Origin of the sequence: Streptomyces canus (assembly GCF_001514145.1) — a bacterium.
GTDB classification, from domain to species: domain Bacteria; phylum Actinomycetota; class Actinomycetes; order Streptomycetales; family Streptomycetaceae; genus Streptomyces; species Streptomyces canus.
Genome location: NZ_KQ948658.1, coordinates 798,236 through 809,862 on the forward strand (window position 1 = coordinate 798,236; position 11,627 = coordinate 809,862).

General features: G+C 70.0%; 10 protein-coding genes. 7 read left to right on the forward strand and 3 right to left on the reverse strand.

Going from position 1 to position 11,627, the window contains the following annotated elements; all coding sequences use genetic code 11:
* Window positions 1–8 precede the first annotated feature (8 nt).
* Both AQJ46_RS13015 and AQJ46_RS13020 read left to right on the forward strand, forming a co-directional pair.
* The gene (locus tag AQJ46_RS13015) at window positions 9–1,157 is read left to right on the forward strand and encodes a DUF475 domain-containing protein (protein ID WP_059205703.1); all 1,149 of its coding nucleotides are present in this window, start codon (window positions 9–11) and stop codon (window positions 1,155–1,157) included.
* Window positions 1,158–1,246: 89 nt separating this feature from the next.
* Window positions 1,247–1,984, forward strand: coding sequence for a TerD family protein (locus tag AQJ46_RS13020; RefSeq protein ID WP_057615266.1), 738 nt, complete (start codon window positions 1,247–1,249; stop codon window positions 1,982–1,984).
* Window positions 1,985–1,990: 6 nt separating this feature from the next.
* Here AQJ46_RS13020 and AQJ46_RS13025 read toward each other — a convergent pair whose 3' ends face one another.
* A complete protein-coding gene (locus AQJ46_RS13025) occupies window positions 1,991–2,788 on the reverse strand; it encodes a TerD family protein (RefSeq protein ID WP_059205704.1) in 798 nt (265 codons plus the stop codon).
* Window positions 2,789–2,963: 175 nt separating this feature from the next.
* Between AQJ46_RS13025 and AQJ46_RS13030 the strand changes: the two genes are divergently transcribed.
* Genes AQJ46_RS13030 through AQJ46_RS13040 form a run of 3 tightly spaced genes read left to right on the forward strand, consistent with a single transcriptional unit; the run spans window position 2,964 to window position 7,432 of the window.
* Window positions 2,964–4,127, forward strand: a complete 1,164-nt coding sequence (locus AQJ46_RS13030; RefSeq protein ID WP_057615263.1) for an HpcH/HpaI aldolase/citrate lyase family protein — start codon at window positions 2,964–2,966, stop codon at window positions 4,125–4,127.
* A gap of 24 nt (window positions 4,128–4,151) precedes the next feature.
* A complete protein-coding gene (locus tag AQJ46_RS13035) occupies window positions 4,152–6,608 on the forward strand; it encodes a phosphoribosyltransferase (RefSeq protein WP_059205863.1) in 2,457 nt (818 codons plus the stop codon).
* Entirely contained in the window at window positions 6,608–7,432 is an 825-nt protein-coding gene (locus tag AQJ46_RS13040; RefSeq protein ID WP_059205705.1) for an HAD family hydrolase, read from the forward strand. The genes AQJ46_RS13035 and AQJ46_RS13040 overlap by 1 nt, the downstream gene beginning before the upstream one ends.
* Here AQJ46_RS13040 and AQJ46_RS13045 read toward each other — a convergent pair.
* On the reverse strand, window positions 7,407–8,039 hold the full coding sequence (locus AQJ46_RS13045) for a DedA family protein (protein ID WP_057615259.1): 633 nt from the start codon (window positions 8,037–8,039) through the stop codon (window positions 7,407–7,409). The two genes, AQJ46_RS13040 and AQJ46_RS13045, sit on opposite strands and share 26 nt — an antisense overlap.
* Before the next feature lie 57 nt (window positions 8,040–8,096).
* Window positions 8,097–8,321: an FmdB family zinc ribbon protein gene (locus AQJ46_RS13050; protein ID WP_053850450.1), complete on the reverse strand. Its 225-nt coding sequence runs from the start codon at window positions 8,319–8,321 to the stop codon at window positions 8,097–8,099.
* 102 nt (window positions 8,322–8,423) lie between these two features.
* Here AQJ46_RS13050 and AQJ46_RS13055 point away from each other — a divergent pair, with 102 nt between their 5' ends.
* Together AQJ46_RS13055 and AQJ46_RS13060 are read left to right on the forward strand one after the other, a co-directional pair.
* Window positions 8,424–10,049: an alkaline phosphatase D family protein gene (locus AQJ46_RS13055; RefSeq protein WP_059205706.1), complete on the forward strand. Its 1,626-nt coding sequence runs from the start codon at window positions 8,424–8,426 to the stop codon at window positions 10,047–10,049.
* A gap of 178 nt (window positions 10,050–10,227) precedes the next feature.
* Window positions 10,228–11,592, forward strand: a complete 1,365-nt coding sequence (locus AQJ46_RS13060; RefSeq protein ID WP_059205707.1) for a carbohydrate-binding protein — start codon at window positions 10,228–10,230, stop codon at window positions 11,590–11,592.
* Window positions 11,593–11,627 lie beyond the last annotated feature (35 nt).

Below are 11,627 nucleotides of genomic sequence, written 5' to 3' on the forward strand. Positions count from 1 at the left end.
GGTAGCCAGTGGTTCTCAAAACCTTCGGCTGGTCGTTCGCGGTCACCGCGCTCGGCTTGGTCGCTGCGGTCCTCTACGGGGGGTGGGAGGGCTTCGGTGTCGTGGCGATCCTCTCCATCCTCGAGATCTCCCTGTCGTTCGACAACGCGGTGGTCAACGCCGGAATCCTGAAGAAGATGAACGCCTTCTGGCAGCGCATCTTCCTCACCATCGGCGTCCTGATCGCCGTGTTCGGCATGCGGCTGGTCTTCCCCGTCGTGATCGTCGCGATCAGCGCCAAGATGGGGCCCATCGAGGCGGTCGACCTCGCCCTCAACAACAAGGACCACTACCAGGAGCTGGTCACCGACGCGCATCCGGCGATCGCCGCGTTCGGTGGCATGTTCCTGCTGATGATCTTCCTGGACTTCATCTTCGAGGACCGGGACATCAAGTGGCTGGCCTGGCTGGAGCGGCCGCTGGCCAAGCTCGGCAAGGTCGACATGCTGTCGGTCTGCATCGCCCTGGTCGTCCTGCTGGTCACCGCGTTCACCTTCGCGACCCACGCCCACCAGCACGGCGGCGCGCATGTCGACAAGGCGCAGACCGTCCTGATCTCTGGTATCGCGGGTCTGATCACCTACATGGTCGTCGGCGGCCTCTCCGGCTACTTCGAGGACAAGCTCGAAGAGGACGAGGAACGCGAGCACGAGGAGGAGGAACAGGCCGAGCGTGAGGGCAAGCCCAAGTCGGCGGTCCTGATGGCCGGCAAGGCGGCGTTCTTCATGTTCCTCTACCTGGAGGTTCTCGACGCCTCGTTCTCCTTCGACGGCGTGATCGGCGCGTTCGCCATCACCAACGACATCGTCCTGATGGCGCTGGGCCTCGGTATCGGCGCGATGTACGTCCGGTCCCTGACCGTGTACCTGGTCCGTCAGGGCACCCTCGACGACTACGTCTACCTGGAGCACGGCGCCCACTACGCGATCGGCGCCCTCGCGGTGATCCTCATGGTCACCATCCAGTACGAGATCCACGAGATCATCACGGGTCTCGTCGGCGTCCTCCTGATCGGCTGGTCCTTCCTGTCCTCCGTGCGCCGCAACAGGGCACTGGCGGCCGCCGAGGGAAAAGCCCAGGGCTCGGACGAGAAGACTGAGGTCTCGTCCGGGGTGTGACACCCTTCCTGGTGAGGAACGCTCTGAGCGGGGCGGCCGGCCTCCGGCCGCCCCGCCGGTTTTCTCCAAAGTGAACATGGGGGGCGGGAATGGGCTTCTTGGACGGACTCCGGGGCGGCCGCGAGGTCGACTTCGACTCGGGCAGCGCGGCCAGCAACGCGATCGAACTGACCAAGCGGCACAACCGGGTCTCCCTCACCAAGCAGGGCGCGGCGACCGGGAACCTCCGAGTCAACCTGACCTGGCGGATGCGGACCTCCGACATCGGGGGCTCACAGCGGGAGTCGCTGCTGCGGCACCCCTTCAAGGCGCTCAAGCCGCCGGAGGTCCTCGGCCACAGCCAGAGCATGGTCAACGTCGACCTCGACCTGGGCTGCCTGTACGAGCTGGCCGACGGCACGAAGGGCGTCGTCCAACCGCTCGGTGGACTGCTGGGGGACGTCAACGCACCGCCGTACGTGAAGCTCAGCGGGGACGACCGGTTCGGGTCGGCGTCCGGCGAGACGATGTACGTCAACCTCGATCACCGCGACCAGATCAAGCGGCTGCTGGTCTTCGTGTACATCTACGACCAGACGCCGGCGTTCGACCGTACGCACGCCATCGTGACGCTGTACCCGAGCAATGGGCCGCGGATCGAGATAGGTCTCGACGAGCGGCACCCTCAGGCCCGCTCCTGTGCCGTCGTGATGATCGAGAACATCAAGGGCGAGCTCATCGTGCGGCGCGAGGTGCAGTTCGTGTACGGGTTCCAGGGCGAGCTGGACCGGCTGTACGGGTGGGGGCTCCAGTGGGGGCGGGGTTACAAGGCCAAGGCGGACCGGTGAGGGTCGCTACCGTCCGATGAACTGCGGCCCCTGCGGAGGCATACGGAACTCCGCCGCAGCCGGTACCGGAGTCACCGGCTGCGGGTAGCCGTAGCCCGACGCCGCCACGGGGGCTGTCGCCGGGGTCGCCTGCTGGGGGTAGCCGTAGGCCGGCTGGGTGGGGACCGAGGTGGCCGACTGGGCCGGTTGCTCCGGGGGCAGGGGGAACGACGTGGCCTCGGGCTGGGACGGGGTCTCCGCGGAGTCGGACTCGTCCACCACGATGCCGAAGTCGGTGGCCAGGCCCTGGAGGCCCTCCGCGTAGCCCTCGCCCAGGGCGCGGAACTTCCAGCCCTCGCCGCGGCGGTACAGCTCGCCGCAGATCAGGGCGGTCTCCTCGCCCGTCTCCGGCTTGATGTCGAAGTAGAGCAGCGGCTCGCCGTCGGCGACCGAAGCGTCGTACAACAGGATGCGCAGGCCCTGCACGCGGCCGAAGGTGGGGTTGCCCACCGACTCTTCGTCCACCGACGCGACCAGGAGAATCTGGCTGACGTCGGGCTCGACACCGGCCAGATCTGTCTGGATCGTGTCGGTGGGACCCTCGGCGACGCGCTTCTTGCCGAGGAGCCAGACCTTCCCGGAGGGGTGCCGGGGCTGGTTGTAGAAGACGAAGTCCTCGTCGGATCGCACACGACCGTCGGGGCCGAGGAGGAGCGCCGAGGCATCGACGACCGGGACCCCCTGCCCGGGCGCCCAGCGCAGCACGGCGCGTACCGTGGTGGCTTCCAGCGGGACGTTCGATCCCTTCAGCATGGCGTGCGTCATGCGGTCATCCTGCCCTCTCGGTCCTGGTCACGACAACGCGGGGGTGCGGGATAGCGGTTTGTCTGCGTTACCTGAAATTCATGCCCGGTGGGAACCTCGGACATGGGTACCTACGTACTATTACCGGCCACCTGTGATCGGTTCACAGGCGGCACAACTGCCACGGGGGAGTCATATGCGTCATTTCGGGCACATCGCCCCTGAGGTGCGTCAGCGCCTCTTCCACCAGGAGCCCTGCGAGTTCACCGCGGATTCCTCGGCCCGGCTGCTCTCCGCGGCCCTGGGTGCCACGCTCTACAGTCCGGCCACGCGGCCGCGGCTCGCCGACGACATCGTCAAGCAGACCGGACGCGGCGTGGTCTCGATGGTGCTGTGCCTGGAAGACTCGATCGGTGACGACGACGTCGCAGAGGGCGAGGAGAACCTCGTCCGGCAGTTCACGGACCTCGCGGACCGGCAGGTGGACCCGCCCCTGCTCTTCATCCGGGTCCGCCACCCCGAGCAGATCCCCGATCTCGTACGACGACTCGGCCCCGCCGTCCGGCTGCTGTCCGGATTCGTGCTCCCGAAGTTCACCGAGGAACGCGGCATCCCCTTCCTGGAGGCACTCTCCGGCGCCGAGGTCGCGAGCGGACACCGGCTCTTCGCCATGCCCGTGCTGGAGTCTCCGGAGCTGCTCTACCGGGAGACGCGCGTAGAGACCCTGGAGGGCATCGCGCGCGCGGTGGACAAGTACCGCGACCGGGTCCTGGCGCTGCGCCTCGGCGTCACCGACTTCTGCTCCTCCTACGGCCTGCGCCGCGCCCCCGACATGACCGCCTGGGACGTCCAGATCGTCGCCTCCGTGATCGCCGACGTGGTGAACATGCTGGGCCGCGCCGACGGCACCGGCTTCACCGTGACCGGGCCGGTCTGGGAGTACTTCCGGGTCCAGGAGCGCATGTTCAAGCCGCAGCTGCGCCGCAGCCCCTTCCTGGAGGGACAGGCCGAGGAACTGCGCGAGGCGCTCATCGAGCACGCCATGGACGGCCTGCTGCGCGAGATCACCCTCGACCAGGCCAACGGCCTGCTCGGCAAGACCTGCATCCACCCCTCTCACGTGCTGCCCGTGCACGCACTGTCCGTGGTCAGCCACGAGGAGTTCAGTGACGCGCAGGACATCCTGCGGCCCGAGCGCGGCGGCGGCGGGGTGCTGAGGTCGCAGTACACGAACAAAATGAATGAAGTGAAGCCGCATCGCGCCTGGGCCGAGCGGACCCTGCTGCGCGCCGAGGTCTTCGGGGTGGCCAACGAGGACATCGGCTTCGTGGAGCTGCTCGCCGCCGGAATCTCCGGCTGACCATCCGTGGACACCAAGGGACGCATGAACAAGGCAGTGAACGACCGGGTCTGGTCGGGGACGTGGGTCGCCGACCGGCTCGGCGTCGAACTCGTGGGCGACAGCCGGCTGACCGACCTGCTGGGACTGGCGCTGCGCCGCAACCCCAAGCGGGCCCATCTGCTGGTCTCCAACGTGCTGGGCAAGCACGTCCCGCAGTCGCCGTCGGTGGTCTACGGCCAGGGCTTCGCGCTGGGCCGCAGGGTCCGCGACCTGCTGGGCGACGAGGAGGCGGCCAGGGCGGTCGTCCTCGGCTACGCGGAGACGGCGACAGGTCTCGGCCACTCCGTCGCCGACGGCATCGCCCTCGCCCCCTACCTCCACTCCACCCGCCGCCCGGTCCCCGGCGTGACCCCGGCGGGCGGCTTCGAGGAGTCCCACTCCCACGCCACGAGTCATCTGCTGTTGCCGGAGGACCCGGCCCTGCTGGCCGGGGACGGCCCATTGGTCCTCGTGGACGACGAGTTCTCGACGGGCAACACGGTCCTGAACACGATCAGGGATCTGCACGGACGGTATCCGCGGAGCCGGTACGTGGTGGTCGCCCTGGTGGACATGCGGTCGGAGGAGGACGCCGGCCGGCTGGACGCTTTCGCGCGGGAGATCGACGCGCGGGTGGACCTGGTGGCAGCGGCTTCGGGCACCGTACGCCTGCCGGAGGGGGTCCTGGAAAGGGGCCAGGACCTTGTAGCGAGGCATGAGGTGTCCCACCCAGGGGCGCGGGGAACTGCGCGCCCAGCCCCCACCCGCCCGCACCCGGCAATCAACCGCATAGACCTCTCGTGGCCCCGATACCTCCCGGACGGAGGCCGCCACGGATTCACCCCGGCACACCGAATACGCCTGGAATCCGCCCTCCCCGCCATGGCCGCAAGGCTTGCCGAGGCCCTCCCGGCAGACGCGCACCGCGTGCACATCCTCGGCTTCGAAGAGTTCATGTACGCCCCCCTGAGACTCGCCCGAGAACTCGAACAGGTCGCTGAAGGCGTCGACGTGACCTACTCCACCACCACCCGCTCACCGGTGCTCGCCGTCGACGACCCCGGCTACGCCATCCGCAGCCGGATCGTCTTCCCCGCCCACGACACCCCCGCCGACGGTCCCGGCGACCGCTACGCGTACAACGTCGCCGGCGCCGGTTTCGACGCGATCGTCGCCGTGATCGACTCCACCGCCGACACCCCCGAACTGCACGCCCCCGACGGCCTCCTGGCCCAACTCGCCGCGCACACCCGGCAGGTCGTCCTCGCCGTCGTCCCCAGCTACACCCCCGAAAGGCTCCCCATGCTCTCCGAGCCCCTCCGCGGCCCCGCCTTCTCCTCGTACGCCCCCGAGGAGGTCGGCTGGCTGCTCCAGGACCTCTCGGACGTCACGCTGGAGGCGCCGACCGAGGAGCGCGAGGAGGCCATCCAGAGCGGCGGCGCGCACTACGCGGAGTCGCTGCCGGTGGAGTACCAGCCGAGCGACCAGTACCAGGAGCTGTTCCGGACGGCCCTGCGGGAGTCCTCCGCGAGGCTCGCCCAGGCGGTCGGCGCGGTGACGGAGATCGTGCTCCAGGAGCGCTCGCCCCGCCCCGTCCTGGTCTCCCTCGCCCGGGCCGGCACCCCCGTCGGCGTCCTGATGCGCCGCTGGGCCCAGTTCCGCCACGGCCTCGAACTGCCTCACTACGCGGTCTCGATCGTCCGGGGCCGCGGCATCGACGCCAACGCCCTGCGCTGGCTGGCCGGACACCACGACCCCGCCGACGTCGTGTTCGTCGACGGCTGGACCGGCAAGGGCGCGATCACGCGTGAACTGACCGAAGCGATAAAGCAGTTCGAGGCCGAGGGCGGTGCCGTCGGCTTCGACCCGGAGATCGCCGTACTCGCCGACCCGGGCTCGTGCGTGAAGACGTACGGCACCCGCGAGGACTTCCTCATCCCCTCCGCGTGTCTCAACTCCACGGTGTCCGGCCTGATTTCGCGCACGGTCCTGCGCGCGGACCTGGTCGGCCCGGACGACTTCCACGGCGCGAAGTTCTACCGCGAACTCGCCGGTGGGGACGTGTCGGTGGAATTCCTGGACGCCGTCGCCGCCCGCTTCCCGGAGGTCGCCGAGGCGGTCGGCGCACAGGTCAAGGAGCTCCTCTCCAGTGACCGGGAGCCCACCTGGGAGGGCTGGGCGGCCGTCGAGCGCATCAGTGAGGAGTACGGCATCCACGACGTCAACCTCGTCAAGCCGGGCGTCGGCGAGACCACGCGGGTGCTGCTGCGCCGGGTGCCCTGGAAGATCCTGGCGCGGGCCGGGGCGGGCGCCGACCTGGACCACGTACGCCTGTTGGCCGAGCAGAGAGGTGTCCCGGTGGAAGAGGTCGCCGAACTCCCGTACACCTGCCTGGGGTTGATCCACCCCAAGTACACGCGGGGCGCGACGGGCGCCGACGGCAGGGCGGTGACCCTCTGATGCCGACGCAGCCTCCGGTGCTCGTGGCGAGCGACCTCGACCGTACGCTCATCTACTCCGCCGCCGCCCTGGCGCTCACCATGCCGGACGCGCGGGCGCCCCGGCTGCTCTGCGTCGAGGTGCACGAGAGCAGGCCGCTGTCGTACATGACGGAGACCGCGGCCGGGCTGCTCTCCGAGCTCGGGGACGCGGCGGTCTTCGTGCCGACGACGACCCGCACCCGCAAGCAGTACCAGCGCATCAACCTGCCGGGCCCCGCGCCCACGTACGCGATCTGTGCGAACGGTGGCCACCTGCTGGTCGACGGCGTCACCGACCTCGACTGGCACACCCGCGTCACGGCCCGCCTCGCCGACGAGTGCGCACCCCTGGAGGAGATCCGCGCGCACCTCCAGGAGACGGCCGATCCCCTGTGGGTGCGCAAGCACCGGATCGCCGAGGATCTCTTCGTCTACCTCGTCGTCGAGCGTGAACTGCTGCCCGAGGACTGGGTGAAGGAGCTCGCGGTGTGGGCCGAGAACCGCGGCTGGACGGTCTCCCTCCAGGGCCGCAAGATCTATGCCGTCCCCAAGCCGCTCACCAAGAGCGCGGCCATGCGCGAGGTGGCCCGTCGCACCGGCGCCTCCCTGACGCTGGCCGCGGGTGACTCCCTGCTCGACGCCGACCTGCTCCTCGCGGCCGACCGGGGCTGGCGGCCCGGACACGGGGAGCTGGCGGACGTGGGCTGGACGGCTCCGGCGATCACCGCGCTGCCGGAGCGGGGTGTCGCGGCGGGGGAGCGGATCCTGCGGGAGCTCCTCAGGACGGCTCGGACACCTCAGTAGGGCTCGGTCGGCCTCGCCGCAGCAGTCGTACGGCTATGAAGGCCACGAGAGCGAGCACGGCGACCGCGAGGACGACCTTCGAGTACGCGGACACGATGTCGGTGACCTGGGTCCAGTTGGCGCCCAGGGCGTGGCCCGCGAGGACGAACGCCGTGTTCCACAGGGCGCTGCCCACGGTGGTCAGCGTCAGGAACACGGGCAGCGGCATGCGTTCGACGCCGGCCGGGACGGAGACGAGGCTGCGGAAGACCGGGATCATCCGGCCGAAGAACACCGCCTTGGTGCCGTGCCGCAGGAACCAGGCCTCGGTCCGCTCGATGTCCGAGACCTTGACGAGGGGCAGCCGGGCCGCGAGTGCCACCGTGCGGTCCCGGCCGAGGAGCGCGCCGACGCCGTAGAGCGCGAGGGCGCCGATCACCGAGCCCGCCGTCGTCCACAGCAGCACGGCGACCAGGCTCATCCGGCCGGTGCTCGCCGCGAAGCCCGCGAGCGGCAGGATCGCCTCGCTCGGGATGGGCGGGAAGAGGTTCTCCAGGGCGATGGCGATCCCGGCACCGGGCGCGCCGAGCGTGTCCATGAGGCCGTTGACCCAGTCGATGGCTGACATGGGCCCACGCTAGGGAGGCGGACCTGAAGGCAGCCTGAAGCGGTCTTCGTACGGCGGTCAGCCGCAGCAGCCTCCGCCGCAGCAGCCGCCTCCACCGCCGCCACCCGCCTGGGGGGCCGGGGCCGACGCGGACGCCGAGCCGCCCACCGCCACCGTGGACAGCAGCTTCACCGTGTCGTCGTGGCCCGCCGGGCAGTCGGCGGGGGCGGAGGACTCGGCCATGGGACGGCTCAGTTCGAAGGTGTCGCCGCAGGTCCGGCAGCGGTACTCGTAGCGAGGCATGAGCACAGGTTAACCGGCGGCCCGGCGGGGTGCCCTAATTATTACCTTTGTCCGGTTAGCATACGGGGGTTCTCTGCCGACGATCAACCCTGGGGGGACCCCTTGGCTGTGCGACACCATCCCGAACTGCTCGCCGTCGCCCGGCACTTCGGGCGGCGCCGCTTTCTCACGGTCACCGCGGCGGCCGCCGCTCTCGCGTTCAGCACCCACCTGCCGGCCCGGGGCGCGGCGGGCTCCACCGAACTCGACGCGGCGAGGATCGCCGTCGATCCGTTCACCCTCGGCGTCGCCTCCGGCGACCCGCTGCCCGACTCCGTGCTGCTGTGGACCCGGCTCGCCCCCGCCCCGTTCGAGCCGGACGGCGGTCTGCCCCCGCAGTACGTCACCGTCCAGTGGGAGATGGCCCTCGACGAGCGCTTCAGCGCGCCCGTCCGCAGTGGCGTCGACATCGCCTACCCCGAGTACCACCACACCCTGCACATCGACGTCGCGGGCCTCGAGCCCGACCGTGTCTACTACTACCGGTTCAAGACCGGCACCTGGATCAGCGAGACGGGCCGTACGCGCACGGCGCCGGTCACCACGGCCGCCGCCGCGTCGCTCACCTACGCCGCCGTCTCCTGCCAGGCCTACCACGACGGGTACTACACGGCGCACCGCCATCTCTCCCAGGACGACGTCGACGTGGTCTTCCACCTCGGCGACTACCTGTACGAGTACGCCGTGAACGCCACGGGCGGCCAGCGCGCCTACACCGACCGCAAGCTGCCCGCCCTCTTCAACCGGGAGGCCATGACCCTGGAGGACTACCGGCTGCGCTACGCGCTCTTCAAGAGCGACCCGGACCTGCGGGCGGTCCATGCCGCGCACCCCTTCGTCGTCACCTGGGACGACCACGAGACCGAGAACAACTATGCGAACGCCATCAGCGAGAACGACGATCCGCCGGAGGTGTTCCTGCTGCGCCGCGCCGCCGCCTACCGGGCGTACTGGGAGAACCAGCCGCTGCGCGGCGCGCAGTTGCCGAACGGTCCCGACGCGCGGCTCTACCGACGGCTCCAGTGGGGCACTCTCGCCCAGTTCGACATCCTCGACACCCGGCAGTACCGCTCCGACCAGGTGTACGCGTCCACCAAGCACTCCGGCGGTCCGCTCCAGGACGACCCGGCGCGCACCATGACCGGGACGGAGCAGGAGAGCTGGCTGATCGACGGCTGGCGTGACTCGCAGGCCCTGTGGAACGTGATGCCGCAACAGGTCTGCTTCTCGCAGCGCAAACTCGACCTCACGTCGGAGCCCTTGATGTCCATGGATGCCTGGGACGGCTACCGGGCCTCGCGCCGCAGGATCCTCGACGGCGCGAAATCGGCCGGGGTCGAGAACCTGGTGGTGATGACCGGGGACGTGCACGTCGGCTACGCCTTCGACATCAAGGACGACTTCGACGACCCGGCCTCCAAGACCCTGGGCGCGGAGTTCACCGCCACGTCGGTCACGAGCGGACGGGACGGCGCCGAGCGGCCTCCCACCTGGGACACGTACCTCAAGGCCAACCCGCATCTGAAGTTCTACGACGGGCGCCGCGGCTATGTGAGGGTCACACTCGACCGGCAGCAGGCGCAGGCCGACTTCAGGACCGTGTCCGCCGTGACGAAGCCGGGTGCGCCGATCACCACCGCCGCTTCCTTCGTGACGGAGGCCGGCAACCCGGGCCTCCAGCCCGCCTGAGGAACTGCCGGGGCACCGGTATCCGGTGTGACGGCCCGTCGGCATCCCGTGCTCCGCCGGGCGGCCCTTTCTTGTCGTCCGATGCGTGGAACGGGCAGGAAGCGGACATCGACTGTCCGGTTATCGGAAAAACCTAGGGATTCGAGACCTTTTGTACTCACACCCGAGGAGATGCCTGATGGTCCACAGACACGCTTCGGCCGGCTGTGCCGCGCTGACGCTGCTCAGTGCGCTCGTGCTCACGGCGCTGCCCGCGGCCGCGGCCGTCGAGCCCCCGGCGCCGACACCCGCGCCTTCCGCCGCCGAGATGCTCGGCGCGAACAATCCCTCGCCCGCGGTCCTGCGGGCGCTGAAGCGTGATCTGCGCCTGACCGAGGATCAGGCCAGGACGCGCCTGGTCAACGAGGCCGAGGCGGGCACGCGCGCGGGCCGCCTCCAGAACGCGCTGGGCCAGCGCTTCGCGGGAGCATGGGTGAGCGGTGCCACCTCCGCGGACCTGACGGTGGCGACCACCGACGCCGCGGACAGCCCCGCCATCGAGGCCGGTGGAGCGCGGCCAGTGGTCGTCAGGACCCCGCTGCAGGACCTGAAGACCGCCAAGGCGAGGTTGGACGCTGCCGTGACCGGCGAGGCCCTGGACACGCCGGTCCGGTACATCGACGTACGGACCAACCGGGTGACGGTGCAGGCGAAGAGCCGTGCCGCCGCCAACACGCTCATCGCGGCCGCCCGCGTCGACAGCGCGATCGTGGACGTCAAGGTGTCGGCCGACCAGCCGCGTGCCCTGTACGACATCCGGGGCGGTGACGCCTTCTACATCGACGGCACGGCCCGCTGTTCCGTGGGATTCGGCGTCACCAAGGGCGCCCAGCAGGGGTTCGCTACGGCCGGCCACTGCGGGAAGGCGGGGGCGAAGACCACCGGGTACAACCAGGTCGCCCAGGGCACCTTCCAGGCGTCCGTCTTCCCCGGGCGGGACATGGCGTGGGTGGGCGTCAACAGTGACTGGACCGCCACGCCCGCCGTCAAGGGGGAGGGCGGCCAGGACGTTCAGACCGCCGGCTCGGTGCAGGCCCTGACGGGCGCCGCGGTGTGCCGGTCCGGTTCCACCACGGGCTGGCACTGCGGCACGATCGAGCAGCACGACACGAGCGTCACCTACGCCGAGGGCACCATCGACGGCGTGACCCGTACGTCGGTGTGTGCGGAGCCGGGCGACTCCGGTGGCTCGTACATCTCGGGAGCCCAGGCCCAGGGCGTCACGTCCGGGGGATCCGGTGACTGCACGAGCGGCGGTACGACCTTCTACCAGCCGATCAACCCGCTGCTCAGCAACTACGGCCTCACTCTCAGGACAAGCACCGGCGGAAGCGGTACCACCGCCCCCGAGGACGGCCAGACGGGTGGCTGGGCCGCGGGTCGGGTCTACGAGGTGGGCGCGCGGGTGACCCTCGACGGCGTCTCGTACGAGTGCCTGCAGTCCCATCAGGCGCAGGCCGCGTGGCAGCCGGCCCTCGCTCCCGCCCTGTGGCAGCGCGTCTGAGGACGCGGTGACGTCGGCGATGCCTGAGCGTCGGC